Here is a 26,930-nt window from a genome sequence, read left to right on the forward strand (position 1 = left end):
CGCGTGGCAGGCCAAGTACCACCGGCTGGCGGCACTGACCATGGTCAGCGTGTGCGGCCTGATGACCTGCATCACCTTCGTGTGGTTTTCCGCCCCGGACCTGGCGCTCACCCAACTGGTGGTCGAGGTGGTCACCACGGTGCTGATCCTGCTGGGCCTGCGCTGGCTGCCGCGGCGTATCGAAGACATCTCGCCATTGCCCGGCAGCAAGGAGCGCGCGGTGGCACGTCGCCTGCGCGACCTGTTGCTGGCGGTGCTGGTCGGTGGCGGCATGGCGTTGCTGTCGTACGCGATGCTGACACGCCCGACCCCCAACGTGATCTCCTCGTTCTACCTCAGCCGTGCCCTGCCCGAAGGCGGTGGCACCAATGTGGTCAATGTGATGCTGGTCGACTTCCGTGGTTTCGATACCCTGGGCGAGATCACCGTGCTGGTCGCCGTAGCGCTGAGCGTGTTCGCCCTGCTGCGACGCTTCCGCCCGCCCAAGGAAAGCATCCAGTTGCCCGCCCAGCAGCGCCTGCTGGCGCCCGACGTGGTCACCGACCTGGTCAACCCACGCCAGGCCGCCGATACCGCGCTGGGCTTCATGATGGTGCCGGCCGCGCTGGTGCGCCTGCTGCTGCCGATTGCCCTGGTGATTTCGATGTACCTGTTCATGCGTGGCCACAACCAGCCGGGCGGCGGCTTCGTTGCCGGCCTGGTGATGTCGGTGGCGTTCATCCTGCAATACATGGTCGCCGGCACCCAGTGGGTCGAGGCGCAGATGAGCCTTCGGCCGTTGCGCTGGATGGGCACCGGACTGCTGTTCGCCACCCTCACCGGGGCCGGGGCGATGCTGTTCGGGTATCCGTTCCTGACCACTCACACCGCCCACCTGCACCTGCCGGTACTGGGTGATATCCATGTCGCCAGCGCGCTGTTCTTCGACACCGGCATCTTTACCGTGGTGGTGGGCTCTACCCTGCTGATCCTTACCGCACTGGCCCACCAGTCGGTGCGCAGCCACCGCCCAAGCAGCCAGCCCAAACCCACCGCCAGCCCGGGAGCCGCCTGATGGAAGAAGTGATCGCAATTGCCATCGGCGTGCTTGCCGCCTCGGGGGTCTGGCTGATCCTGCGCCCACGGACCTTCCAGGTGGTGATGGGGCTGTGCCTGCTGTCCTACGGGGTCAACCTGTTCATCTTCAGCATGGGCAGCCTGTTCATCGGCAAGGAGCCAATCATCAAGGACGGCGTGCCGCAGGACCTGCTCAACTACACCGACCCGCTGCCCCAGGCGCTGGTACTCACCGCCATCGTCATCAGCTTTGCCATGACTGCCCTGTTCCTGGTGGTGCTGCTGGCCTCGCGCGGGCTGACCGGAACCGACCACGTCGATGGCCGGGAGCCTAACGAATGAGCGTGATGAACCAACTGATCGTCGCCCCCATCCTGCTGCCGCTGCTGACCGCTGCTGTCATGTTGTTGCTGGGAGAAAAACGCCGCCCGCTCAAGGCCCGCATCAACCTGGTCTCCAGCCTGCTGGGCCTGGGTATCTCGGTCAGCCTGCTGCTGTGGGTCCAGGCCCAGGGCCAGGCCAGTTCCATCGGCGTGTACCTGCCGGGCAACTGGCAGGCGCCCTTCGGCATCGTGCTCGTGCTGGACCGCCTTTCGGCGCTGATGCTGGTGCTCACCGGGGTCGTCGGGGTCAGTGCCCTGCTGTTCGCCATGGCCCGCTGGGACCGGGCAGGGGCCAGCTTCCATGCGCTGTTCCAGATTCAACTGATGGGGCTGTACGGCGCATTCCTGACCGCCGACCTGTTCAACCTGTTCGTGTTCTTCGAGGTGTTGCTGGCGGCTTCCTACGGCCTGATCCTGCACGGTTCGGGGCGCGCACGGGTCAAGGCAGGCCTGCACTACATCGCCATCAACCTGCTGGCGTCCTCGCTGTTCCTGGTGGGCGCGGCCATGCTCTATGGGGTCACCGGCACCCTGAACATGGCCGACCTGGCGCTGAAGATCCCACTGGTGCCCGAGGCCGACCGTGGCCTGCTGCACGCAGGGGCCGCGATCCTTGCCACCGCGTTCCTGGCCAAGGCCGGGATCTGGCCGCTGAATTTCTGGCTGGTACCGGCCTATTCGTCGGCCAGTGCCCCGGTGGCCGCACTCTTCGCGATCATGACCAAGGTCGGCATCTACACCGTGCTGCGTCTGTGGACCCTGCTGTTCTCAGGGCAGGCGGGCGCATCGGCGTTCTTTGGCGGTGAATGGCTGGTGTACGGCGGCCTGGCAACCCTGGGCTGCGCGGCGGTATCGATTCTCGCCGCGCAACGCCTCGAGCGCATGGCCAGCCTGAGCATCCTGGTGTCGGCCGGCATCCTGCTGGCGGCCATCGGCTTCGGCCAGGCGGCGCTGACCGCCGGTGCGCTGTTCTATCTGGTCAGCTCGACACTGGCCTTGAGCGCACTGTTCCTGCTGGCCGAACTGATCGAACGCTCGCGCTCGGCCAACGAGATCCCGCTGGAAGACGATGGCGATGCCCTGCCCTCGCCGCTGGAGTCGCTGCAACCGCCCAAGGGCATCAACCTGGATGACGAGCAGAAAGCCGTGGTCGGCCAGGTGATCCCCTGGACCATGGCCTTCCTGGGCCTGAGCTTCATTGCCTGCGCACTGCTGATCATCGGCATGCCGCCTCTGTCCGGGTTCATCGGCAAGCTCAGCCTGATCAGCGCACTGTTCAACCCCAACGGCCTGGGCAACCCCGTCGACCAGGTGCTGCCAATGACCGGCTGGGCCCTTGTGGCGCTGCTGGTACTGTCGGGCCTGGCCTCGCTGATCGCCCTCACCCGCGTCGGCATTCAGCGCTTCTGGACGCCTCAGGAGCGCCCCTCGCCCCTGCTGCGCCGCTACGAGTGCATTCCCATCGTGATGCTGTTGGGGTTGTGCGTGCTGCTCAGTGTGCGCGCCGAGCCGCTGTTGCGTTACACCCAGGATACCGCTGCCGGGCTCAAAGACCCCAGCAACTACGTGAATGCGGTGATGGGCACACGACCGTTGCCCGGGCCCTCCAGCGAGGCGATTGCCGGGCAGGTGCAGCCATGAAGCGCGTATTCCCTGCTCCGCTGTTGTCGCTTTCGCTAGGCGGGCTGTGGTTGCTGCTCAACCTCTCGCTCAGCGCCGGCAACCTGCTGCTCGGCGCCCTGCTGGGCCTGCTGGCGCCACTGCTCATGGCCCCTTTGCGCCCGCTGCCGGTACGTATCCGCAAGCCCGGCACTATCGTGCGCCTGATCGTGCGGGTGGGTATCGATGTGGTGGTGTCCAACCTGCAGGTCGCCTGCAGCGTATGGCGTGCCCACCGTCACCCGCCGCGCTCGCGTTTCATCCGCATTCCGTTACACCTGCGCGATGCTCATGGGCTGGCCGCGCTGTCGATGATCACCACAGTGGTTCCCGGCACCATCTGGTCGGAGCTCGCCCTGGACCGCAGCATCCTGCTGCTGCATGTCTTCGATCTGGACGATGAGGCGCGCTTCATCGAACACTTCAAGCACACCTATGAACGCCCGCTGATGGAGATCTTCGAATGACTGGCCTGCTCGCCAACGCCATTCTCGCCAGCCTGTTCATCTTTGCCCTGGCCATGGCCCTGACCCTGGTGCGCCTGTTCAAGGGCCCTTCGGCCCAGGACCGGGTTCTGGCGCTGGACTACCTGTACATCCTGGCCATGCTGATGATGCTGGTGCTGGGCATTCGCTATGCCAGCGACACCTATTTCGAAGGCGCACTGTTGATCGCATTGTTCGGCTTCGTCGGTTCGTTTGCCCTGGCCAAATTCCTCCTGCGTGGCGAGGTGATCGAATGAATGCACTCAATGAACTGCCACTCTGGCTTGAGGCGCTCACCGCCGCCTTGCTGGTCATCAGCAGCCTGTTCGCCCTCAGCGGTGCGGTCGGCCTGCTGCGCCTGAAGGCGTTCTTCCAACGCATGCACCCGCCCGCACTGGCATCGACCCTGGGCACCTGGTGCGTGGCATTGGCATCGATCCTGTATTTCTCAGGCCTCAAGCACTCGCCCGTGCTGCACGCCTGGCTGATCCCGATCCTGCTGTCGATCACCGTACCGGTGACAACCCTGCTGCTGGCGCGAGCAGCCCTGTTTCGCAAACGGATGGCCAGGGATGACGTGCCGGAGGAAGTCAGCAGCGGCCGCGACATCGGCCACTGAGTCGGCGTTGGTGGCCTCGCCTGTTCAGCCGGCCAGCTGCTGCAGCTGGCGGCGCACCATGGCCGCGTATTCGGGTGGGTTCAGCTGATACAGCTGCCCGGCCACCCAATCCAGCCAGGCGCCCTGCAGCACCTCACGTTGCGCGATCCAGTCACGCGCCAAGGCCTCGGCCCGGGCGTGGTGCGCCGCGTGGTACTGCGCTCGGCTGACAGCGCCCTCGGCGCTGCTCACTCGCTGGCCTTGAAGGTCAGTTCGCCCTTGCGCCACTTGGCAGCCTTGGCCGTGGCAGCCTTCAAGGTCTTGCTCAGACCTTCCTGCAACTGCTGGTGGGCGGCGAACACCATGACCACCGACTGCCCCTCGCGAAACACGATGCCATGCCCCTCGGGTACGGTGACGAACGCATAGTCGCCAAGCCCGTACACCGTCAGCTTGATCTCGCGAAAGCGGATCTCCAGCTTGCCGCCCTCGCGGCTTGGCAATACCGCCGCACGGAAGTGGTCGCCCACCTTCAACTCCAGCCGCGGCTTGTCATCGACCACCAGCCCCTCCTGGGTGTCGATCTCGGCCAAGTAGATCCCTTCGGCGCTTTGCTCGGTCACATAGACATATCGCGATTGAAACTGTTTGACCAACTTGGCCCGCAGGTCGCCCAGCACGAAGAGGGCATGCATATCCAGATTACTGACTGCCAATGATTAATTCCTCAAAACCAACATCACCCCCGCCACCTCGCAGACAGCTCTGTGCCGCGAAGGCCCCGGTTCTTCAATTTGAAGTCTGAAAGACTAGTGGATAAGTGCCAGCAGCGTTCATACACACAGACACCGGGTTGCGAAGGAAAACACGCCGTGTTGTGCCAGTGATCTCCTGGCAATAACAAACAGACCATTCCTGAAGTGCAACCGATTTTTCTGACAGCGTATTCGCGGGAAAAATGCGATAGCTGAAAGAAAGATTCCCAGACAGGGGATCTCTGGGCGAACACGTTCACTGCACAGGGAAGCGAATATGCACGAAAACACTGAAACCCGTCGAGTGGCCAATACACTTGCAGTAGCAAAAAAAACCGATCTCTGCCCGTGCAGTGCCCACCCACGCTACATTGTAGTACCCGCCGGCATCGGTTTTTTTCACATTACCGAGTTCGCTACCGGCCAGGTCAGGGGCTTTCGACGCCACCATGGCGAAGCCTGCGCCCTGGCACATACCCTCGAGGCTGCAAGCCTGGCTCAGCCAGCCTGACGTGCCGACGACGCGTGCGCATCGATATACGCCAGCCAGGCAGCCTGGCACTCCTGGGCTTCGCCACGGGTGGCGAACGCAGCACCGCGGCGCTCGCCGTTGACCATCACCACCCAGCACGCACGGTTACCCAAGACGCGTAGAGACGCCGGTACTCCACTGCCGATCATCACGGCCACATCGACTCTGCTATGCATGATCCCCTCCGGAATTTCATTAGCAAACTAACGATGCGGCGATGATAAACCCTGGCCCTCGCCGGAAAAAGCTATCCCCAACATAGCTGTATTGCATCAACTGCAACAAAGCCGCTCACGTCTTCACGCCCTGTTGCGGGCGGTAACCCAGGCGCAGCCCGCCCCAGTGGCGACCCTGTACCTGGATCGGTACCGACAGGTCATGCATCAGCTCGCCGGTATCACGGGTGTAGGTTTGCAGCAGCACGGGCTGTTGATGGCTACCGCAGCGTATCCCGGTGCGGTCGTCGAACTTGCGCTTGCTGCGATTGTGCGCGGTGTCGGTCGCTTCGTCACCGGTCAAGGGCTGACTGAAGGCCTTGTTGTGGGTGGGCACATACCCCTGCTGCGTACAGGCGATGGCAAACACCAGCCCTTCGTGCTGAGCCAGCAATGGCTCCTGGATCGCCGGCAGCACCTGGTCGGTGTAGTCGTCGAAGCGGGAGCGATAACGTGCCGGACGCGTACCTGGCAACACCTGGTACTGACGGTCGAACAATGCCTCCACGCTCACCCGTCCCTGCGCGATGTCGGCTTCGAACTGCCGGGCAATCTGCTGCGCGCCCTGACGGGCCAGGTCGTAGACGCGTTGGTGGTAGTCGTCCAGGCCGACCTCGGCCAGGCGTTCGCTGATGCGTTCGGCCTGCCCTTCCATCTGCACCGCCGACTGCGCCAGGCGCTGGGTCTGCTGGTCGCTGACCTCCAGGTCCCCGCGCATCTGCGCCACGGCTTGAAACAGGCTGTCGAGCTGGGTGCGATTGGTCTCGGTGCCGGCGGCGATGGCATCGATCTGCTGCTCTACACCAGCGGCCAGCCCGGCGATGGTGTCCAACTGCTCACCGGTATGTTCGACCTGGTCGACACCGCTGTGCAGGTCATCGGACAGCTCGCGGATCTGTTCCACGACCTGCGCGGTACGCTGCTGGATATCCGCCACCATCAGCCCGACCTCTTCGGTGGCACTGGCCGTACGCCCGGCCAGGCCGCGCACCTCATCGGCCACCACCGCGAAACCGCGGCCGTGCTCGCCTGCGCGGGCCGCCTCGATGGCGGCGTTCAACGCCAGCAGATTGGTCTGGCTGGCGATGGTCTGGATCACCAGCGTGACCCGGGCAATGTCTTCACTGCGCTGGTGCAAGGCTTCGATAAGTTCACGGCTGGCGTTCGCACGGGCACTGAGCTGGTGCATGCGTTGAATCGACTCCGCCAACACCCTGCGCCCGGCCGCGCTGCTCTGGTGGGCCTCGCGGGCCGCCTTCAGGGCTTGCTGGCTGAGCTGGGAGGTGGCTTTTTCAGTTCCGATCATCACTTCGGCGCTGGTGACGATCTGCGCCGCCGCGCCAAGTTGCGACTGCAGCTTGCTCGCCAATTGCTGCACCGCAAACGCCACGCCCGCAGCCGACAGGGCATTGTGGCTGGTGGCCTGGGACAGGTCACGGGTCAGGTCGCCGAGCGGGTCGGCGCGGGTCACCACTTCGGCAGGCTGACGGCGTATCAGTGGCAGCCACAAGGTGATCAGGGCCAGCGGCAGGCACACATACACCGACACCTGTGCAAACCCCATGGCACCCAGCAGCACAATCAGCACCAGGCTTTGCAGCGCCGGGCCCGACCAGCGACGCACACCGCCTGAAGTAGTCGCCGGTTGCGCCAGCGTGCCTGGCAGAGATCCTTCTCGCATCATGACTAAGCCTCGCGCAGTGTCGTTATTGTGCAGCCATTAAACGCCACTACCAGGCCATTATCCATGCTTCATTGGATGTAGAACCGGCCCCCTTGATGCAGGACAAAAACGCAAAAGCCCCGGGGTTTCAAACCCGGGGCTTGTGCAGCACTACCGCTGGCGTCAGGCCTGGCGCTGGTGCTTGTCCAATTGCTCGTGACGCTCTTGCGCCTCGATGCAGTACTTGGTGGTGGGGCTGATCAGCAGGCGCTTGAGGCCGATCGGCTCACCGCTGTCTTCGCACCAGCCGAAACTGTCATCCTTGATGCGGCCCAGGGCAATTTCCAGTTGCGGCAGCAGACGCTGGTCGCGGTCGATGGTGTTGACCAGCCAGTGGCGCTCTTCTTCAACCGAGGCGGCGTCGGCAGGATCGGCAGGCGTGTCCAGGCTTTCGATGGCTACACGATTCTGCTCGATGCGCTCATGGATCTCGGACTTCATCGACTGCAGCAGCTCGGTGAAGAAGGCATGCTGCTCAGCGTTCATGTAGTCATCGGCCGGCATGGCCAGCAACTTTTCCTTTGTCATTGATTTCTCTATAAAAAATACGTGCATTTAGGCGATCGGGTGCTGCCGGCGATCAGCTCGACGGCGGCGCAATTCTTCAAGCACCATCCGGCACTCAATTTACAGGGGGCGGCAGTCTACGGCCGAGATTCGCAAGGGGCAACAGAAATGAGGGTGGTTTTGTCTGAAAAGCCCCTCAGGCTTGAGCGAAGTCCCCCTGAGGGCGGCCTTTATAGCAAAAAAAACCGTACACCGGGGGGGTGTGCACATTTATCGCGTAGCGGCCTCCCCCAGCAACTGGCTCAGTACCGCGCGCAGCTTGCCCGGTTTCACCGGTTTGTTGAGCAGCGGTGCCCCCAGACGCTGCATCGCACGCCGGCTCTGGTCGCTACGATCGGCGGTAATCATCACCGCCGATATCGCCACACCGAAATGCACACGCAGGTCGCGCACCACTTCGCAGCCGGTTACGCCGTGGTCGAGGTGAAAATCGGCCAGCACCAGTTCCGGCGCGCGCCCTTGCAACGCCTCGAAAGCGCTATCGCGGTCGGTGGCCGTCAACACCTCGCAGCCCCACTGGGCGAGCAAAGCGGCCATGCTCTGCAAAATACTCAGCTCGTTGTCCAGCACCAGCAGGCGACGCCCAGGCAGCGGGTCACCGACCCCGGGCAACGGCGTCGGCGCCTGCACGGCCGGGGTATGAAGCTCGGCAGACAAGGGCACGTCGATACTGAACACCGAACCGCGCCCAGGCCAGGAACGCACCTGCACGCGGTAGTCGAGAATCCGCGCGATACGCTCGACGATCGCCAGGCCCAGGCCCACCCCCTTGCGATCGGCAGCACGGCCCACGTCGAGCTGGTTGAACTCGAGAAAGATCGACGCCAGGCGCTCCTGGGCAATGCCGCGACCGCTGTCCCACACCTCCAGCCGCAGTTGATCGCCGCGCCGACGTGCCCCCAGCAGGATACCTCCGCGCTCGGTATAGCGGCAGGCATTGCTGAGGAAGTTGCGCAGGATGCGCGTCAGCAGGCGCACATCGGTGCGGATCACCTGCCGCCCGCTGCGCACCCGCAGGCCCAGGTTCTCGGCAGCGGCCACCGACTGGAACTCCGACGCCAGCGGCGCCAGCACATCGTCCAGCAGGTACAGGTCGAGGTCCGGACGGATGGCCGCCTGGTCGAGCCGGGAGATATCCAGCAGGTCGGTGAGCAGGTCTTCGGCCCCCTCCAGAGCCTGATGCGCGCGCTCCACCAGCACGTGCTCGCCTGCTGGCAACGCGCGCTCACGCAAGGTCGAGATCAGCAGCCGCGCGGCATTGAGGGGTTGCAGCAGGTCATGGCTGGCGGCCGCCAGATACTTGTCCTTGCTGCGGTTGGCGGCCTGGGCCGCATCCCGTGCCTCGATCAGCTGGTTGGTACGCTCGGCGACGCGCTGTTCCAGCTCGTCATTGAGCTGCTGCAGACGCTCCTGGGCCAGCTTGCGTTCGGTGATGTCGGCCACGAAGCCTTCGACCACGCCCTCTTCGTCGGGGCGCAGCAACAGGTTCATCAGCACATCGATACTGCTGCCGTCCTTGCGTCGCAACTGCGTCTCGTAACCCAGCAGGGCCTGCTCGCGCTGCAGCACCTGGGCGATTTCGAGCAGCTCGGCCTGGCCTCCGACAAACAGATGGCTGGCGAGGTCCCGGCGCGAGAACAGCACCGCTTGCGCATCGGCGTACCCGAGCATGCGTGCCAGTGCAGGGTTGGCGGCGCGCAGGCCATCGTCCAGGCTGGCCTGGAAAATGCCGTGCACCGCGTGTTCGAACAGCCATGAATAGCGCTTGCGTTCGGTTTCCAGTTCATCCAGGCGCGCCGCCAGTTCCGGATAGTGGCTCTTGCGTACGGTATGGTTGCTCAGCCCCAGCAGCCCGGCCAGCGCATCCGCGCCAGGCTCAGAGGGCCTCGCCATACACCACCTCGACATCACGCTGGCTGGACACACGCGGGTTGGTCAGGATGCACGGGTCGTGCATGGCATGCTGGGACAGGAACGGAATGTCGCTGCTGCCCACCCCGTGCAGCGCCAGGGTTTCGTGAAAGCCCACCGCGTGCTTGAGAGCGATCAGGTGTTCGACCAGGCGCTGGCGGATCTGGCTGTGGTTCAGGCCGCGACTGTCGATGCCCATCGTTTCGGCGATCAGCTTGAAGCGCTCGGGCGCAGCGCTATAGTTGAACGCCACCACGTGCTCGACCAGCACGGCATTGCACAGGCCATGCGGCAGGTCGAGGAACCCGCCCAGGCTGTGCGACATGGCATGCACCGCCCCCAGGATCGCGTTGGAAAAAGCCAGCCCGGCCTGCATGCTGCCCAGCATGATTTTCTCGCGCAGGGCGATGTCCTGCGGGTTGGCGATCATCTGCACCAGGTTGCCGTTGATCAGACGCATCGCCTCCAGCGCATGCGGGTCGGTCAGCGGCCCGTGGCCGGTGGACACGAAGGCCTCGATGGCATGCACCAGCGCGTCGATGCCGGTACAGGCCGACAGGAACGGGTCCATGCTCAAGGTGGTTTCAGGGTCGATCAGCGACACATCGGGCACCACCGCCTTGCTGACGATGGAGAACTTCATGCGTTCCTGCTGGTTGGAAATGATCACGAACTGCGACACGTCGGCCGAGGTGCCGGCGGTGGTCGGGATCAGGATCAGCGGCGGGCTCGGCACGCGGATGGTGTCCACGCCTTCGAATTCGAGGATGTGCCGACCGTGGGCCACCACGATGCCGATGCCCTTGGCGCAGTCCATCGGGCTGCCACCCCCGACGGCGACGATCACGTCGCACTGTTCACTGCGGTAGCGCTCGGCACCCGCCATGACTTCCTCGACACGGGGGTTGGGCGAAATGGCGTGGTACTGGCAGTAGTCGATACCCTGGCCCTGCAGGCTGGCCTCGATGTCGGCAACCCAGCCGGCGGCGATCACGCCGGGGTCGCTGACCAGCAGCACCTTGCGTGCGCCAAAGGTCTTGGCGTAGTTGGCCACATGGTGCCGGCAGCCAGCGCCGAAGATGATTTCGGGCGAGACGAATTTACGCAACTGGCTCAGTTTCGGGCTCATGCAACGCCTTCTTGTTCTTTAAGATAGCGCCAGCCTAAAGCATCAGGTGGGGATTGCAATCAGACCATCAGCAGGCCTGCGAGGGGCAGCGCCGGCACCTGCAGACAGGCGCCGGCGCAAGAGGGATCAACGGCTGGCGAAGTACATGGTCACTTCAAAACCGATACGCAGATCAGTGAACGCGGGTTTTTTCCACATAAGTCCATCCTCTTCTGGCGCCACAGGATTGTGGCGTGTCTATTAATACACCGTTGCCGGCGCAGGTCGAATGCTACTTTGGCACTGTGTGCTCTGAACCACCGGGCGCTAGAAGAATCCCAGCGGGTTGATGTCGTAGCTGACCAGCAGGTTCTTGGTCTGCTGGTAGTGATCGAGCATCATCTTGTGGGTCTCACGGCCCACCCCGGACTTCTTGTAGCCACCGAACGCGGCATGTGCCGGGTACAGATGGTAGCAGTTGGTCCACACGCGGCCGGCCTTGATCCCGCGCCCCATGCGGTAGGCACGGTTGATGTCACGGGTCCACACCCCAGCGCCCAGGCCGAACTCGGTGTCGTTGGCGATGGCCAGGGCCTCGGCTTCGTCCTTGAAGGTGGTCACCCCGACCACCGGGCCGAAGATCTCTTCCTGGAACACACGCATGCCGTTGTGGCCCTTGAGCAGGGTCGGCTGGATGTAATAGCCGCTGGACAGGTCGCCAGCCAGGCGCTCGCTGGCGCCGCCGGTCAATACCTGGGCACCCTCTTCGCGCGCAATGTCCAGGTACGAGAGGATCTTCTCGTACTGCTGTGCAGACGCCTGCGCGCCGACCATGGTCTCGGTGTCCAGCGGGTCGCCGCGCTTGATCTGGGCGATCTTCTTCATCACCACGGCCATGAACGGCTCATAGATCGACTCCTGCACCACGGCACGCGATGGGCAGGTGCACACCTCGCCCTGGTTGAAGAACGCCAGCACCAGGCCCTCGGCGGCTTTTTCGATAAAGCTCGGCTCGGCCTGCATGATGTCTTCGAAGAAGATGTTCGGCGACTTGCCGCCCAGTTCCACGGTACTCGGGATGATGTTCTCGGCGGCGCACTTCATGATGTGCGAACCGACCGGGGTGGAACCGGTGAAGGCGATCTTGGCGATACGTTTGCTGGTGGCCAGCGCCTCGCCGGCTTCACGCCCCAAGCCCTGCACGATGTTCAGCACACCTGGGGGCAACAGGTCGCCGACCAGCTCGGCGAACACGGTGATCGACAGCGGGGTCTGCTCGGCGGGCTTGAGCACCACGCAGTTGCCGGCGGCCAGGGCCGGGGCGAGTTTCCACGCGGCCATCAGCAGCGGGAAGTTCCACGGAATGATCTGCCCGACCACGCCCAGTGGCTCATGGAAGTGATAGGCGGCAGTGTGCTCGTTGATTTCGGCGGCGCTGCCTTCCTGGGCACGAATACAGCCGGCAAAATAGCGGAAATGATCGGCGGCCAGTGGCACGTCCGCATTCAGCGTTTCGCGAATGGCCTTGCCGTTGTCCCAGGTCTCGCTGATGGCCAGCACTTCAAGGTGTTCTTCGATGCGGTCCGCGATCTTGAGCAGAATGCGCGAGCGGTCCTGCACCGAGGTGCGACCCCAGGCGTCGGCGGCGGCATGGGCCGCATCCAGCGCCGCATCGATGTCGGCGGCGCCGGAACGCGGGAACTCGGCGATCAACTGGCCGGTGACCGGCGAACTGTTGCTGAAGTACTCCCCACCCAGCGGCGCGACGAATTCACCACCGATGTAGTTGCCATAACGGGGCTTGAAGCTGACGAGGGCACCTGGAGTGCCGGGCGCTGCATAGATCATGATCGGGCCTCTGTTGATCCAGGCCTGTCGCGGCGACAGGCAGTGACCCGATCTTAGTCAGCGCGCCCGCCCGCACGAATGGCCCATTGGCAGGGAACGGCTCGTCATTTGGTAGTAGTCGCTCAGCGGTCCTTGAACTGCGCCTCACGCTTGGCGATGAACGCGGCCATGCCTTCCTTCTGGTCTTCGGTGGCGAACGCTGCATGGAACACCCGACGCTCGAAACGCACGCCTTCCGACAGGCTGACCTCGAAGGCGCGGTTGATGCTCTCCTTGACCATCATGGCCACCGGCACGGATTTCTTCGCGATCTGCGCCGCCACCTTCAGGGCTTCCTCAAGCAGCTGTTCCTTGGGCACGATGCGCGCCACAAGGCCGGCGCGCTCGGCTTCCTCGGCGCCCATCATGCGCCCGCTCAGGCACAGTTCCATGGCCTTGGCCTTGCCCACCGCACGTGTCAGGCGCTGGGTACCGCCCATGCCCGGCAGCACGCCGAGGTTGATTTCGGGCTGACCGAACCTGGCGTTGTCGCCGGCCAGGATGAAGTCGCACATCAGTGCCAGCTCGCAGCCACCGCCCAGGGCAAAACCGGACACCGCCGCGATGATCGGCTTGCGTCGGTTGGCGATACGGTCGCTGTCGCTGAACAGGTCGTCCAGATAGATCTGCGGGTAGGTCAGCTCGGCCATTTCCTTGATGTCGGCGCCGGCGGCAAAGGCCTTTTCCGAGCCGGTGAGTACGATGCAGCCGATGCTCGGGTCCGCTTCGAGCTGGTCCAGCGCCTGGTTCAACTCGCGCACGATCTGCGCATTCAACGCATTGAGCGCCTGGGGCCGGTTGAGGGTGATCAGGCCGACCTTGTCGCGGATGTCCAACAGAATGGTTTCGAAACTCATGCAAGCTGCTCCCTTCAAAGATTGCGCGCAATGACCATGCGCTGAATGTCGCTGGTGCCTTCGTAGATCTGGCAGACCCGCACGTCGCGGTAGATGCGCTCCAGCGGGAAGTCGCTCAGATAGCCATAACCGCCCAGGGTCTGCAAGGCATCGGAGCAGACCTTCTCGGCCATCTCCGAGGCGAACAGCTTGGCCATCGAGGCCTCCACCAGCGCCGGGCGCCCGGCATCGCGCAAGGCGGCGGCATGATGCACCATCTGCCGCGCCACGGCGATGCGCGTGGCCATGTCGGCCAGGCGAAAGGCCACCGCCTGGTGTTCGATCAGCGGCTTGCCGAAGCTTTCGCGCTCGCGTGCATAGTCGCGCGCCACCTCGAACGCGGCGCGCGCCATGCCCACCGATTGCGAGGCGATACCGATACGCCCGCCTTCCAGGTTGGCCAGGGCGATCCGGTAGCCCTCGCCCTCCTCGCCAAGACGGTTGCCCAGCGGCACGCGCACGTTATCGAACACGATCTGGCAGGTGTCGGAGGCATGCTGGCCGAGCTTGTCCTCGACCCGCGCCACCTGGTAACCGGGCGCATCGGTGGGCACGATAAAGGCACTGATACCGCGCTTGCCGGCCGCCGGGTCGGTGACGGCAAACACGATGACCACGCCGGCGTTCTGCCCCGAGGTAATGAACTGCTTGCAGCCATTGAGCACATAGTGCTCGCCGTCCAGGCGCGCACGGGTTTTCAGGCTGCTGGCATCGGAACCGGCCTGCGGCTCGGTCAGGGCGAAGGCACCGAGCATCGCGCCGGTGGCCAGCGGCGTGAGGAACTGCTGTTTCTGCTGCTCGCTGCCGAATTTAAGGATGGGTACGCAACCCACCGAGTTGTGCACGCTCATGATGGTCGAGCAGGCACCGTCACCGGCGGCGATCTCTTCCAGGGCCATGGCGTAGGCGACATAACCCGTGTCGCTGCCGCCCCACTGCTCCGGCACGAGCATGCCGAACAGTCCCAGCTCGGCCATCTCCTGAATGGCTTCGCGGGGGAACCGGTGCTCGCGGTCCCATTGCTCGGCAAAGGGGCGCAGGCGCTCCTGGGCGAACTGGCGGACGGCATCGCTGATTTGCTGTTGTTCGTCATTGACTAGCATGGTGCACCTCAGTCCAGACACTCGACGGCCATGGCTGTGGCTTCGCCGCCGCCAATGCAGATAGCCGCGATACCGCGGCGCAGGCCCTTCTGGCGCAGCGCCGCGAGCAAGGTGACCAGAATGCGCGCCCCCGATGCGCCAATCGGATGGCCCAGGGCACAGGCGCCACCGTGGACGTTGACCTTGTCATGGGGCAGGTCCAACTGCTTCATCGCGGCAAGGGTGACCACGGCAAAGGCTTCGTTGATCTCGAACAGGTCGACCTCGGCCAGGTTCCAGCCGGTGCGCTTGAGCAGCGCGTCGATCGCGCCGATCGGCGCGGTGGGGAACAGCGACGGCTCATCGGCGAACGCCGCATGCCCGTGAATCACCGCCAGCGGCTTGAGGCCACGCTGCTCGGCCTGGGACCTGCGCATCAGCACCAGCGCCGCCGCGCCGTCGGAGATCGAACTGGAATTGGCCGCCGTCACCGTACCGCCGTCGCGAAACGCCGGCTTGAGCTGGGGGATCTTGTCCAGGCGCGCCTTGGGCGGTTGCTCGTCATGGCTGACCAGGCGGGTCTGCTTGCCCTCGGTTACCTCCACCGGCACGATCTCGGCGGCAAAGCTGCCGTTCTCGATCGCCTGCTGCGCACGGGTCAGCGAGGCAATCGCAAAGTCGTCCTGCACCTTGCGACTGAAGCCCAGGGCCTGCGCGCAATCCTCTGCAAAGGTGCCCATCAGGCGGCCCTTGTCGTAGGCATCCTCCAGGCCGTCGGAAAACATGTGATCGATGATCTTGCCGTGGCCCATGCGGTAACCACTGCGCGCCTTGTCCAGCAGGTACGGCGCGTTGGACATGCTCTCCATGCCGCCGGCCACCACCACCTCGGCAGTGCCGGCCAGCAGCAGGTCATGGGCCATGATAGCGGCCTGCATGCCCGAACCGCACATCTTGTTCAGCGTGGTGCAGGTGGTGCCCTTGTGCAGGCCGGCGCCCAGGGCGGCCTGACGCGCCGGGGCCTGGCCCAGGCCGGCCGGCAGCACGCAGCCGAACAACACCTGGTCGACGCTGTCGGCGGCCACGCCGGCCCGCTCGAGCGCCGCGCGAATCGCGGCAGCACCGAGTTGCGGCGCGGTCAGGCTTTTCAGGTCGCCCTGCAGGCCGCCCATGGGCGTGCGCACGGCACTGACGATAACGATCGGGTCACGGGTCATGCTCTTCTCCTGATTATTTGGCAGCCATGCGCAAGGCACCGTCAAGGCGGATCACCTCGCCGTTGAGCATGCTGTTTTCAATGATGTGGCGCGCCAGCGCGGCGTACTCCTGCGGGCGCCCCAGGCGCGGCGGGAACGGTACGCCGGCCGCCAGCGAGTCGCGCACTTCCTGGGTCATGCCGGCCATCATCGGAGTCTCGAAGATACCCGGCGCGATGGTCATCACACGGATCCCGAAGCGCGCCAGCTCACGCGCAGCCGGCAGGGTCAGGCTGGCAATCGCGCCCTTGGACGCTGCATAGGCGGCCTGGCCGATCTGGCCGTCATAGGCGGCGATGGACGCGGTATTGATGATGACCCCGCGCTCGCCATCCGCCCCCGCCTCGCCTTCAGCCATGGCCGCAGCCACCAGGCGCAGCAGGTTGAAACTGCCGATCAGGTTGACGTTGATCACCCGGCTGAAGCTGTCCAGACCATGCGGGCCCTGTTTGCCCAGGACCTTTTCGGCGCCGACGATGCCGGCGCAGTTGACCAGCCCGTGCAGGCTGCCGAATGCACTGATGGCAGCGTCCACTGCGGCCTTGGCCGGCGCCTGCTGGCTGATGTCGGCCACGGCGAAGCGGGCCTTGTCGCCCAGGGCCGCCGCCTTGGCGGCCACGGCCTCGGCGTTCAGGTCCACCAGCATCACCTGGGCGCCGGCGGCGATCAGCATGTCGGCAGTGGCGGCGCCCAGCCCGGAGGCGGCACCGCTGACGATGAAGTTCTTGTTGGCAATGAGCATAAGTCGTCCTCAGGCGCTGGCGGCTGGCGTCGGCGCGGCATGTAGTTTGGCAATTTCCTGATTGCGCAGGATGAAACGCTGCAGCTTGCCGCTCGGGGTCTTGGGCAGCTCGCTGACAAACTCGATTTCGCGGGGATAGGCGTGCGCATAGAGTCGCTGGCGCACCTGCTGGCGCAGGTTTTCGGCCAGCTCCGGCGTGCCCTCCACGCCGGCGGCCAGCACCACGAACGCCTTGATCAGTTCGGTGCGCTGCGGGTCGGGCTTGCCGACCACGGCGGCCTCGATCACGGCCGGGTGCTCGATCAGCGCGCTTTCCACGTCGAACGGGCCGACCCGGTAGCCGGAGGTGGTGATCACATCGTCGTTGCGGCCGACGAAGCTGATACTGCCATCCTCGTTGAGCTCGACCGTGTCGCCGCTCAGGTAGTACTTGCCGACGAACGCCTTGGTTGGCCCGCCGTGATAGCCGCCAAACCAGCACAGCGGTGACTGCTCGCGATCCACCGCGAGGGTTCCCGGTTGCCCGGCGGGCAGTTCGCGCTGCTGTTCGTCGAGCACCACGACGCGGTGGCCAGGCACCGCGAAGCCGGCCGAGCCCATGTGCACCGGGTGTTCAAGGCCATGGTGGTTGCACAGCACCATGCCCAGCTCGGTCTGGCCGTAGTGATCGTGAATGGTCACGTCCAGATGCTCGGCAAACCAGCGGATCACCTGGGGGTTGAGCGGCTCGCCGGCGCTGCTGAGCACCCGCAGGCGGCCCTTGATCGGTGCCGCGAACGCCTCGCCCGCGGCGATCAGCATGCGGTAGGCAGTGGGCGAGCCGGCCAGGTTGGTGATGCGGTACTTGTTGATGACGTGGCAGGTACTCTCGACGCTGAACGGGCCATCGAAGAAGGTGGTGGCATGGCCCAGCGCCAAGGGCCCGGTGACCGCGTAATACAGCCCGTACGCCCAGCCCGGGTCGGCCAGGTTCCAGAACGCATCCTGCGGGCGCAGGTCGATGGCGTCGCGCATGTAGCCCTGGAACGCCACAATCGCGCGCAGCGGCACATACAGTGGTTTGGCCGGGCCGGTGGTGCCGGAGGTGAACATCAGCAGAAACGCTGCATCGGCGTGCAGCAGCACGGCCGGGCAGTGCTCGCTGGCGCCCTGCAGTGCACCATGGAAGTCCAGGTCGGCAGACTGCGGGTCGGCGTCCACGGTAATGATATGCGGGCAGCCCTCGACGTCGTCGAGCTTGGGCCGGTTGGTGCGGTCGGTGACCACCACCCGCGCCCCGGACCCGTGCAGGCGGTGCTCGATGGCCGTTGGCCCGAAGGCCGTGAACAGCGGCTGGTAGACCGCGCCCAGGCGCCAGGTGGCCAGTACCGTAATCAGCAGCTCGACGGTGCGCGGCAGCAGGCCCGCCACGCGGTCACCCTGGCCGACGCCCTGGGCCTTGAGCACGTTGGCCATGCGCTGGGCCTGGGCGTGCAACGCTGCGAAGGTATATTCGGCACTGCGCCCGTCACGGCCTTCCCAGTACAGCGCAACACTGCCGCTGGCCACATGCCGGTCACAGCACTCCACGCACGCGTTGAGCGCATCCAGGCTGCCCTGCAGCCCCTGAGCAGCGGTTTGGATGTAATTGAAGCGACCTGCCGCGCCACTGTAGTCACGCATCGCCAGACTCCTCGTTTCTTATTGTTGGAATAGAACGAATGATCTGACGATAGTCGCGCCACTGCAGTGCATCGACAATGGCCAAAGCTGTCAATCTGGATGACTGGTTTGGCCACTGACTGCACGGGGCCCGCCTCGCTAGCCCGCAGGCGGCGAGGCAGCCTGCAACGCCGCCTGGGTCAGGCGCACCACCAGCGCCTGCACCGCCGCCTCGCGTTCGCTGCGCAGCGTGTTCATTTGCATCAGATACGCCCCTTCCGCCAGCGTGTCCTGTTGCGCGGCCAGCCCTTCGAGGCGATCCCAGAACGGTTGTTCGACGTGCTCGAACTCGCCGTCATGCACCCGGCGCAGGTGCGCCAGCCAGAAGTCCCGGCCACTGATGAACGTCGCCAACTGGTCGGTCCGCTCGGCAGCGAGTACGACCTGCTGGGCCTGGTCTATCTGCGCCGGCGCCACGCCAGCCACTTCGGCGAACTGCATGTTGCGCGGCTGCCCAGGCAGGTCCAGCGCGGCGGCCAGGCGGGTGCGGTAGGCAAGGCTCACCTCGACTTCATCCACCCCGCGCCCCTCCAGCCCCCTCGCCTGGATGTCGGCGCGGGCGAACTGCTCGACCTGCTCAAGGCGAAACAGCCGACGCGCGAAAGCAAGCAGCGCCTCACCCCGCTGATCGCCCGGGCTGTCGGTGCCCACGGCCTGAAACAGTAGAAAGCGCACCTCCAGCGCACTGTAGGTGGACGACACACTGTCTACGCAGGTCGTCGGGCTGGCGGCCAGCTCGAACATCTCCTCGCGCAGCGCAGTGCTCTGCACCATCGCCTCGAGCATGCGCCACACACGCTGGTCCAGTTCGGCACGGGTATGCTGGAAATCCGCCGACCCGGTCAGTGCGGTCAACAGTTGGAAAAAATCCGAGCCAGCAGGTTCTGCAACAAGGCTTTCCCAGTAACGGCTACGCGCCTGGAGCTGCGCCTCGTCGGTCAGTTCGAGCCAAAGCGCGCGACTCTGCGTGATGTTTGCAGCGGGGACGACAGCACCGGCCGCTGCGTCCAGCGCGGGTGCCAACTGCTGAAGCTCGCTGATGCGGTCCCAGACGGCCTGCGGCAGAGGGTTACGCTGCAGCAGGTAGATACTCGGCGACTCGGCCACGAAAAACTGCTCCGGCAACTGAGTGATGTAGTTGTCGCGCAAGTCGACGAAATCCAGAAACGGACACGTGAGCAACCCCGCGGGAAACAGCTGCAGACGGGCACTGCGCAACCACACATGGCGCAAGTTGGACATGCCCGACATGTTCGGCAAAACTTCAATGGGGTTGTTATCCAGGTTCAACACTTCAAGCCGATGCAGTGACGCAAGGGTATTGACGCCGGTGTTGCGCAGGTTGATCTGGTTGAGGTTCAGGTTCACCTCACGGAGCCAGGTCATGCGGTTCAACGCAGGTGGGATACGACCGAAGTGGTTGTTCGCCAGGTTGAGCCAGCGCACGCCGACGAAACGCTGCAGAAAGCTGTTGGACTGCTCGGTCAAGCCCATGCCCATCAATGTAAGGTCGATTACATGGGAAAAATCGATGTCGGCTGCCAGGACCGGCAAATGTCCCACCGGTATCGATACCAGGTTCAGACGATAACCGATCAGCATTCCGCCACCATTGATCACTCGATCTGTCTGTCGCCGCCAGCATCGGCGCAGCTCATCGGCCACCTGGCGGCGCCACTGGCGCGACTGGCCAAACACTTCGCAACACCACAACTGCAGGCTCACATCAAGGCTCTGATACTGCTCGAGCAAGCGCATCAATGCCGTCATCGGCGCAACCGAGCCCCCCTGCAACTCGGTCAGAAGCACATCGATCTGAAGTGCGTCATAGCCTGGAAACAGGGTACGTACCACGCTCACCAGCGGCTGGTGTGCGGCGTTGCCACGGCCGCTGAGCGGATACCCGAGGCGACCGTCCGCCAGCCGCCGGGGCGGGCTGAAGCGCCCCGACGGCTGGACCTGCCCGATCAGACGCGCCGCGTCGCGCGTATTGGCCAATGCCAGGGCAGCCAGGGCCTGACGTATCTCTGCGGCGCTGTCATGGCGCGTCCAACCCAGGGCCCGACGCTGTTCGCGGGTCAGGCAGCAGGCGATGGCCTCGAACAACCCCTGCGGCGCGGGGATCGGGTCGTCGATCTCGTAGCCTTCGCTGTCGTACACCGAAAAACGCCCGTCGTGGCGCACCAGCACCCGGGTCAGGCGGGTATCGCTGAGCGACAACTGACGCTCGAGCAGACGTCCGCTGGGCGAGCGCTCGCGTAGCTCCAGGTTGAGTCCGTCGGGCCAGGCCGGCATGCGCCGCAGCAGGCCAAAGGCCAGGCGCACACCGTCGACGCTGTACACGTTGTGCAGGCACAGGCTTTCCAGCGCCCGACTCAGACGCACTTCACGCAAGGTATGGCGGGCCTGCTCGGCCACGGCCAAGGGGACACGGCGGGTCTGCTGCATGGCCTGGCGTTGCGTTGCGTCGGCCTGCTCGATCAGCGACTGGGCGTAGCGGTGCGGCAAGCCGGGGAAGTCCCGCTGCAACACGCCCACGCTGGCATCCGCTTCGGTCAGCGTGGCAGCCTCAAGGTGCTCGAACAGCGCCAGGCGCAAGCGTGGCATCTGTTCCCAGATACGATCGAGCTCCGAGTCCTGCTCGGCATCCTCCGAGGCCTGCACGTGTTCCCTGCAGAAGGCATAGAGCACAGGATCAAGGCCTTGGGTATCGGTCTGCCGATGCAGGCGCTCGAAGAATGTCGAGATGCGGGCATCGATGCCCAGGCGCACCAGCGTATCGCGCAGACGGACCGGCATGCGTCGGTTTTGCACATGCAAACCGCGCAAGCGCGCTTCGTCGATATCAGCGATCACCAGGACCTGAGCGACCTGCGCGTCACTCAGTCCTTCACCCAGAGGGCCCAGGCGTCGCATCAGCAAGGCACTGCCCGACCACTGCAACGGATGCTCGCCAGGCAGGCGCCAGGCACCTTCGCCATTGCCTTGCAGCACAGGCGCATACGCCTGGTCACGCTGCGGGTGCTGCAGCAGCCAACGCCCGTCGCGCTCGCGGACCTGATAAATGTGCCCATCATGCTTGAGCCAGAGTGCCTCGGCGTCTTCATAAAGCCCATCACTGCGCCGCACCAGGGTGTCAGCCATCACACGCGCATGGCGATAGGCGGCCAGGTCCTCGCTCCATAGGCGGTACTGACCGCTGCTGCGCACCATTGGCATGAGCCCATCGACGAACGCCGTACGCGTTGCCACCGCCACCAGCCCCGCGACGCCCGCCCCCATTGCAACGCTGGCAAGCACGTTCTGTGCAACCCCGGTCAGGTGAAGCAGGGCTTGCCTGCGCTGGCCCTGGTTCCAGTCGACAACGCCCTCATAGACCTCCTCGAGCAGTTGCCCGACGCTACTGGCCAGCATGATCTGGCCGATCCCGGGGATGAACGAGGCCGCGATCCCGAGCAGGGTTTGACCAGCAGCCAGGTAGGCCTGACGGCGCGCCTCGGCCTGCGCGTCGTCGACCTTGGCCGTAGGTACGGCAAGCACCGCCGCGTCGGCCTTGAGCCTGGCGATACGCAACTGCGCAAGGCTGGCAAACAGCTCACCCGTCAGCGCGTAATCCAGCAGTTGCAGTTCCGGCCGCGCCGCTTCGCGCTGCGCCTGCCACGCCGCAAGGAACGCGGCGCGCCCCTCCAGACCGATCAAGCCCTGGAAGTAGGCCAGGTAGTCGGCCGTTTTCAAGGCCAGCCCCAGATCCGTTGCGCACGCATACCATGATGGATACTGACGCAGTGGACGCTGCAGGTCGCCTGGCAGAAACACCACGACCTGGCGTACCAGCCCCGCCTCGGTCCAGCGCACCGATCCCTCCAGCGGCGTGCCACGGGCCAGGAAGGCGACGGCGCCGTGCACGTACTGCCCCAACACCTCAATGCTGCGCACCCTGACCGGGTGCTCGGCGTAGGTCACCTGGCCAGCCCCCTCGACCACCTGGCACAGCATGCGGTAGGCCGCCTCATCGATGTCTTTTTTCAGGTAGCTGATATGCGTGGCTGCCTCCAGCTGGTGACGTTGCTCAGCGGCCAGCAGCCCATGACGCTGGCGCTTGAGCGCGTTATCCGGCGGGTCGAACACAGCGTCCAGGTGAGCCTGATACTTCTGGCCCAGATCCAGCCTACGGCACAGGCCGGCAAAGCGTTCGGGGGCGACCCCCAGTGTCTGCCCGGCAGAAACGATCGCCGTCCCCTGGAAGAACCCCCAATAGCCGCCTGCAGCCTCGCTGAAGTTCTGCAATGCGCGCTGCAACAGCGGGCTTTCGATTTCGAGCGCCTCAAGTACCGGCATGGGAGTGGCCGAAAGCCCAGGACGTACCTGACGCAGACGCACCTCCTTCCAGTGCGCCGTGCGTGTATCGAGTTGCAGCCCCAGGGTGTCGCGCAGGGCCTGCTCCAGCAACGGCGCACCGAACGCGCCAGGTGACTGCAGCCCCTGGAACAGCTCGGTCAGCGCTTCCAGAGACTGTTGCTGGCGAACCAGCGCAGCAGTCAATGCGTGCGCCTGCTCCGTGGATGCAGCCTTGAGCCACTCCGGCAGGCGCTCACCGATGAAGCGATCAAGAAGGATGGAGTCATCGGGTGGCTCAAAGGTAGTACTGGTGCTCGAGGTCTGGCTCACTGCGCCTGCTCCGCTGAAGGGTGGGCAGCCAGACTAGGAGCAGCAGCTCTGGCAAGGGAGCAGGAAGGCTTGCCTTGCGTGCTCAGCCCGAGCCGAGCACGACGCTACGGTAGTGCCCAGGGTTGCACCCCGACCATTTGCGAAAGGCCTTGTAGAACGAACGGGGGTCGGCAAACCCAAGGCGCTCGGCAATCTCCCCGTAGCTGACCTGGGCATCGGCCAGCCAAGCGATGGCCAGTTCGCGGCGCACACTGTCCTTGAGCGCCTGATAAGTCTGGCCCTCGTCGGCCAGGCGGCGACGCAGGGTGGAGGCTGAAATGCACAAGCGCTGGGCCAGTGTTTCGGTTTCCGGCCAGTACACCGCCGGCAACTGGCGCAGGTCGTCCTTGATCCGCCGCGCCAGGCTGTCTGGATCGCGATACTTGACCAGGATATTGGCCGGCGCCTGGGCGAGAAAGCGTTGCAGTTCGTCGGCACTGCGCCTGATCGGCAGTTCGAGGCAATCGGCAGCGAAAATCATACGGGTACGCGGACGATCGAACTGCAGGTTCTGCGAAAACATCACGCGGTAGTCGTCGCAAAAGTCGGGCGCAGCGCAGCGCAGTTCGATGGCCAGGATCGGAATGCGCCGACCGGCCAGCCAACAGGCCACACCATGCACGATCATCCAGAAGGTGAAATAGGTGAAGGCACGTCGTGGAGTGCTCTGGGGCTCGCCGATCACGATCTCTGCCAGGCTCTGCTGACGCACCAGTACCGGTTGCAGGTGCTCGAGCATCAACGACAGGAAGCTCAACGCGCAGTCCAGTGCCGCACCGACGCTGGGCTGCACCATCGACGCCTGGCACAAAAACGCCAGACTGCCGCTGCGCAGGCCACGCGGGTCCATGCAGAAAAACTCGTCATTGCTGCGCCGCGCCAGCAAACGCCACAGGTGCGCATAGGCCGTGGCCGGCACCCGCGCCTCGATGCAGTGCAAACGCTGCGGGTCGATCCCTACGCGCTGCAGCAGCGCACTGCTGGCCTGTTCTTGCGGGCAGCTCTGCAACAGCGCTTCGCGCACCAGTTGCATGGCTATCGTGTCTTTGTCACGCATGCTCATTCGTCTCGTTGCTCGACCGCCAGGTTCAGGAACGTCTGGATCAGGCGTAACTCGCGGCGCCGCTGCAGGCACCCGAGCATGTGCTGGTTGACCAGCCCTGCCCCACTGATCGGCCTTGTCACCACGCGCGGATCATGACTGATTTCGGCCGATGACACGATCCCCATGCCCAACTGCGCCGCCACGGCTTCGGTCACCGCCTCACGGCTGTCGAGTTCCAGCAGCACCCGTGGCTGCACCTGGGCCTGTCGGCAGGCCTGGTCGAAGGTACGCCGGGTGATCGAGCCGGGCTCACGCAGCACCATGATCTGCTGGTCCAGTTCAGCCAGGGGCACGTCATCGTCAGTCACTGCCCAGGGGTGCCCTGCCGGCAGCAACGCACAGATCCGCGAACCTCCCAGGCTTTGCAGGTACAGGCCATGGCGCGGCTCGACCTCGGTCAGCACCGCCACATCAGCATGTTCGGACAACAACGCAGCCAGGGTTTGCTGGGCATTGCCCAGGCGCAGGTTGACCGTGACGCCGGGATAGCGCTCACGTAACCGGGCCAGCATCGGCATGACCAGATGCGGGCCGTCGGCGGCGACTTCAAGCCGCCCGGAGAGCAACTGCCGGTTGGCCTCCAGCAAAGCCTGGGCCTCTTCGGCCAGGCCGAACATGGCGCGGGTGATCGCCGCCAGACGGATGCCCTCCTCGGTCAGTTCGACCCGACGTGCAGTACGTCGCAGCAAGGTGAGCTGGTAATGCTCCTCCAGCGCCTTGATGTGCCCGGTCACGGCCGGCTGGCTGATGAAAAGCCGCGCAGCCGCGCGGGTAAAGCTGCCCTCACGGGCTACGGCATCGAACGCGCGGAGCTGGAACAGGTTCATATCTATCGGCCTGACTTATGCCTGGAATAACAACAAACAATTTGATTGATAGTGCGCGTAATTGCAACGTAGGCCCCGTAGTTTCAGCCCACCGCTTGCGAGGCCCACCTTAATGAGCAATCACCCTGTCCTGCTGACCTCAGGCCAAGGGCTTCATCCTCTACCCGGGCAAGTTGACCCCTTTCAGCGGCATGACAGACCAAGGAATACACCATGAACTACACCCAACCCACCCACTTGCACGCCGTGATCCTGGACTGGGCCGGCACCGTGGTCGACTTCGGCTCTTTCGCCCCGACGCAGATCTTCGTCGAAGCCTTTGCCGAGTTCGATGTACAGGTGTCCATCGAAGAAGCCCGCGGCCCGATGGGCATGGGCAAGTGGGACCATATCCGCACCCTGTGCGACCAGCCACAGATCGCCGAGCGCTACCGCAAGGTGTTCGGGCGCACGCCGAGCGATGAGGACGTGACGGCCTTGTACAACCGCTTCATGCCGTTGCAGATCGAAAAGATCGCCACGCATTCGGCGCTGATACCCGGCGCGCTGGGCACCATCAACCAGTTGCGCCAGCAAGGCCTGAAGATCGGCTCGTGTTCCGGCTATCCGAAAGTGGTGATGGACAAGGTGGTGGCCCTGGCAGCGCGCAATGGCTATGTGGCCGACCATGTGGTAGCTACCGATGAAACCCCCAATGGCCGCCCGTGGCCGGCCCAGGCGCTGGCCAACGTGATTGCACTGGGGATCGACGATGTGGCGGCCTGCGTGAAGGTGGATGACACCGTGCCGGGCATTCTCGAAGGCCGGCGCGCTGGCATGTGGACGGTGGCCCTGGTGTGCTCGGGCAATGCCCTGGGGCTTACCTATGAAAGCTACCGTGCACTGGATCAGCAGCAACTGGCGGCCGAGCGCTCGCGCATTCACGCACTGTTCGAGGGCTCGCGCCCGCACTACCTGATCGACACCCTCAACGAGCTGCCTGAGGTGGTGGCAGATATCAACCGGCGCCTGGCGCTGGGCGAGATGCCTCAGGCGGTATAGACATCACGGACGCTTTCGCTGGCAAGCCAAACCCCGCACAGACACCACTGCTCGTGAGCACGGCGGGGTAACTGTGGGAGCTGGCTTGCCCGCGCAGGGAGCGCCGCGATATCAGCCCAGGTGGCGCGCCACCCACGCCGCATAACTGTCGATAAAGCTCTGCAGAAACGGCCGAGTCTTCTCCGACAATGCGCCATGCTCATCGAACAGCGTCGCCGCCCCGCCCACGTAGGCTTCCGGTTGCTGCATGCACGGCACATCGAGGAACACCAGCGACTGGCGCAAATGATGGTTGGCACCAAAGCCCCCCACCGCCCCAGGCGACACACTGATCACCGCGCCCGGCTTCTTGCCGAAGGCGCTTTGCCCATAGGGCCGCGAGCCGACATCAATGGCGTTTTTCAATACGCCCGGCACCGAACGGTTGTATTCAGGTGTGACGAACAGCACCGCGTCGCTGGCGCGCAACTGCTCACGGAACGCGGTATAGGCCGCTGGCGGGTCGACGTCGATATCCTCGTTGTACAGTGCCAACTCGCCAATTTCGACAATCTCCAGCGTGAGGCTGGCCGGCGCCAGTTGCGCCAGGGCATGGGCGACCTTGCGGTTGATGGACGCCTTGCGCAAGCTGCCCACCAATACCGCAACCTTATAGACCTGGCTCATGGCACACTCCCACCTGATCGACATAGAG

At 64.6% G+C, this 26,930-nt stretch carries 25 protein-coding genes; 7 read left to right on the forward strand and 18 right to left on the reverse strand.

Annotated features, from left to right (window positions below):
* The 6 genes from mbhE to KUO17_RS13490 all read left to right on the forward strand — a co-directional run.
* The coding region (gene mbhE / locus KUO17_RS13465) for a hydrogen gas-evolving membrane-bound hydrogenase subunit E (RefSeq protein ID WP_217976046.1) at positions 1–1,054 on the forward strand (1,054 nt) is incomplete at its 5' end.
* Positions 1,054–1,398, forward strand: coding sequence for a Na+/H+ antiporter subunit C (locus KUO17_RS13470; protein ID WP_010224297.1), 345 nt, complete (start codon positions 1,054–1,056; stop codon positions 1,396–1,398). The genes mbhE and KUO17_RS13470, both read left to right, overlap by 1 nt.
* The gene (locus KUO17_RS13475; protein ID WP_217976047.1) at positions 1,395–3,080 is read left to right on the forward strand and encodes a monovalent cation/H+ antiporter subunit D; all 1,686 of its coding nucleotides are present in this window, start codon (positions 1,395–1,397) and stop codon (positions 3,078–3,080) included. Before KUO17_RS13470 ends, KUO17_RS13475 begins: the two co-directional genes overlap by 4 nt.
* A complete protein-coding gene (locus tag KUO17_RS13480) occupies positions 3,077–3,565 on the forward strand; it encodes a Na+/H+ antiporter subunit E (protein ID WP_217976048.1) in 489 nt (162 codons plus the stop codon). The genes KUO17_RS13475 and KUO17_RS13480 overlap by 4 nt, the downstream gene beginning before the upstream one ends.
* Entirely contained in the window at positions 3,562–3,840 is a 279-nt protein-coding gene (locus tag KUO17_RS13485) for a K+/H+ antiporter subunit F (RefSeq protein WP_043860103.1), read from the forward strand. Before KUO17_RS13480 ends, KUO17_RS13485 begins: the two co-directional genes overlap by 4 nt.
* Positions 3,837–4,202, forward strand: a complete 366-nt coding sequence (locus KUO17_RS13490; protein WP_217976049.1) for a Na+/H+ antiporter subunit G — start codon at positions 3,837–3,839, stop codon at positions 4,200–4,202. The genes KUO17_RS13485 and KUO17_RS13490 overlap by 4 nt, the downstream gene beginning before the upstream one ends.
* A gap of 24 nt (positions 4,203–4,226) precedes the next feature.
* On the opposite strand, the gene KUO17_RS13495 is transcribed toward KUO17_RS13490, so the two are convergent.
* The 17 genes from KUO17_RS13495 to KUO17_RS13575 all read right to left on the reverse strand — a co-directional run bounded on the left by KUO17_RS13495 (position 4,227) and on the right by KUO17_RS13575 (position 25,195).
* Complete coding sequence (locus tag KUO17_RS13495; RefSeq protein WP_217976050.1) at positions 4,227–4,433, reverse strand: hypothetical protein; 207 nt, start codon at positions 4,431–4,433, stop codon at positions 4,227–4,229.
* The gene (locus KUO17_RS13500; RefSeq protein WP_217976051.1) at positions 4,430–4,897 is read right to left on the reverse strand and encodes a hypothetical protein; all 468 of its coding nucleotides are present in this window, start codon (positions 4,895–4,897) and stop codon (positions 4,430–4,432) included. Before KUO17_RS13500 ends, KUO17_RS13495 begins: the two co-directional genes overlap by 4 nt.
* Before the next feature lie 537 nt (positions 4,898–5,434).
* On the reverse strand, positions 5,435–5,644 hold the full coding sequence (locus KUO17_RS13505) for a hypothetical protein (RefSeq protein WP_217976052.1): 210 nt from the start codon (positions 5,642–5,644) through the stop codon (positions 5,435–5,437).
* Positions 5,645–5,759: 115 nt separating this feature from the next.
* Positions 5,760–7,367 (reverse strand): methyl-accepting chemotaxis protein, encoded by a 1,608-nt coding sequence (locus KUO17_RS13510; RefSeq protein WP_217976053.1) that lies wholly within the window; start codon positions 7,365–7,367, stop codon positions 5,760–5,762.
* 162 nt (positions 7,368–7,529) lie between these two features.
* A complete protein-coding gene (locus KUO17_RS13515; protein ID WP_163947534.1) occupies positions 7,530–7,934 on the reverse strand; it encodes a TraR/DksA family transcriptional regulator in 405 nt (134 codons plus the stop codon).
* 249 nt (positions 7,935–8,183) lie between these two features.
* The gene (locus tag KUO17_RS13520) at positions 8,184–9,866 is read right to left on the reverse strand and encodes a PAS domain-containing hybrid sensor histidine kinase/response regulator (RefSeq protein WP_217976054.1); all 1,683 of its coding nucleotides are present in this window, start codon (positions 9,864–9,866) and stop codon (positions 8,184–8,186) included.
* Positions 9,850–11,013, reverse strand: coding sequence for an alcohol dehydrogenase-like regulatory protein ErcA (ercA, locus tag KUO17_RS13525; RefSeq protein WP_217976055.1), 1,164 nt, complete (start codon positions 11,011–11,013; stop codon positions 9,850–9,852). Before ercA ends, KUO17_RS13520 begins: the two co-directional genes overlap by 17 nt.
* Before the next feature lie 126 nt (positions 11,014–11,139).
* The gene (pqqA, locus tag KUO17_RS13530) at positions 11,140–11,211 is read right to left on the reverse strand and encodes a pyrroloquinoline quinone precursor peptide PqqA (protein WP_020289857.1); all 72 of its coding nucleotides are present in this window, start codon (positions 11,209–11,211) and stop codon (positions 11,140–11,142) included.
* A 108-nt stretch (positions 11,212–11,319) separates the two neighbouring features.
* Positions 11,320–12,840, reverse strand: a complete 1,521-nt coding sequence (gene exaC / locus KUO17_RS13535) for an acetaldehyde dehydrogenase ExaC (protein WP_217976056.1) — start codon at positions 12,838–12,840, stop codon at positions 11,320–11,322.
* 122 nt (positions 12,841–12,962) lie between these two features.
* Positions 12,963–13,736: an enoyl-CoA hydratase gene (locus KUO17_RS13540; RefSeq protein WP_217976057.1), complete on the reverse strand. Its 774-nt coding sequence runs from the start codon at positions 13,734–13,736 to the stop codon at positions 12,963–12,965.
* Positions 13,737–13,750: 14 nt separating this feature from the next.
* Positions 13,751–14,878, reverse strand: a complete 1,128-nt coding sequence (locus tag KUO17_RS13545) for an acyl-CoA dehydrogenase (protein ID WP_217976058.1) — start codon at positions 14,876–14,878, stop codon at positions 13,751–13,753.
* 8 nt (positions 14,879–14,886) lie between these two features.
* Entirely contained in the window at positions 14,887–16,074 is a 1,188-nt protein-coding gene (locus KUO17_RS13550; protein ID WP_217976059.1) for an acetyl-CoA C-acyltransferase, read from the reverse strand.
* A 13-nt stretch (positions 16,075–16,087) separates the two neighbouring features.
* A complete protein-coding gene (locus KUO17_RS13555; protein ID WP_217976060.1) occupies positions 16,088–16,855 on the reverse strand; it encodes an SDR family NAD(P)-dependent oxidoreductase in 768 nt (255 codons plus the stop codon).
* Between the two features lie 9 nt (positions 16,856–16,864).
* Complete coding sequence (locus tag KUO17_RS13560; protein ID WP_217976061.1) at positions 16,865–18,517, reverse strand: AMP-binding protein; 1,653 nt, start codon at positions 18,515–18,517, stop codon at positions 16,865–16,867.
* A 138-nt stretch (positions 18,518–18,655) separates the two neighbouring features.
* Positions 18,656–23,224, reverse strand: a complete 4,569-nt coding sequence (locus KUO17_RS26965) for an NEL-type E3 ubiquitin ligase domain-containing protein (protein ID WP_217976062.1) — start codon at positions 23,222–23,224, stop codon at positions 18,656–18,658.
* An 82-nt stretch (positions 23,225–23,306) separates the two neighbouring features.
* Entirely contained in the window at positions 23,307–24,320 is a 1,014-nt protein-coding gene (locus KUO17_RS13570) for an AraC family transcriptional regulator (RefSeq protein ID WP_217976063.1), read from the reverse strand.
* A gap of 2 nt (positions 24,321–24,322) precedes the next feature.
* Positions 24,323–25,195, reverse strand: a complete 873-nt coding sequence (locus KUO17_RS13575; RefSeq protein WP_217976064.1) for a LysR substrate-binding domain-containing protein — start codon at positions 25,193–25,195, stop codon at positions 24,323–24,325.
* A 213-nt stretch (positions 25,196–25,408) separates the two neighbouring features.
* Between KUO17_RS13575 and phnX the strand changes: the two genes are divergently transcribed.
* A complete protein-coding gene (phnX, locus tag KUO17_RS13580; RefSeq protein WP_217976065.1) occupies positions 25,409–26,236 on the forward strand; it encodes a phosphonoacetaldehyde hydrolase in 828 nt (275 codons plus the stop codon).
* Between the two features lie 111 nt (positions 26,237–26,347).
* Here the strand turns inward: phnX and KUO17_RS13585 are convergent, their stop codons facing one another.
* Positions 26,348–26,902, reverse strand: coding sequence for an NADPH-dependent FMN reductase (locus KUO17_RS13585; RefSeq protein WP_217976066.1), 555 nt, complete (start codon positions 26,900–26,902; stop codon positions 26,348–26,350).
* Between the last annotated feature and the right edge of the window lie 28 nt (positions 26,903–26,930).

Origin of the sequence: Pseudomonas aegrilactucae, from assembly GCF_019168305.1 — a bacterium.
GTDB lineage: Bacteria > Pseudomonadota > Gammaproteobacteria > Pseudomonadales > Pseudomonadaceae > Aquipseudomonas > Aquipseudomonas aegrilactucae.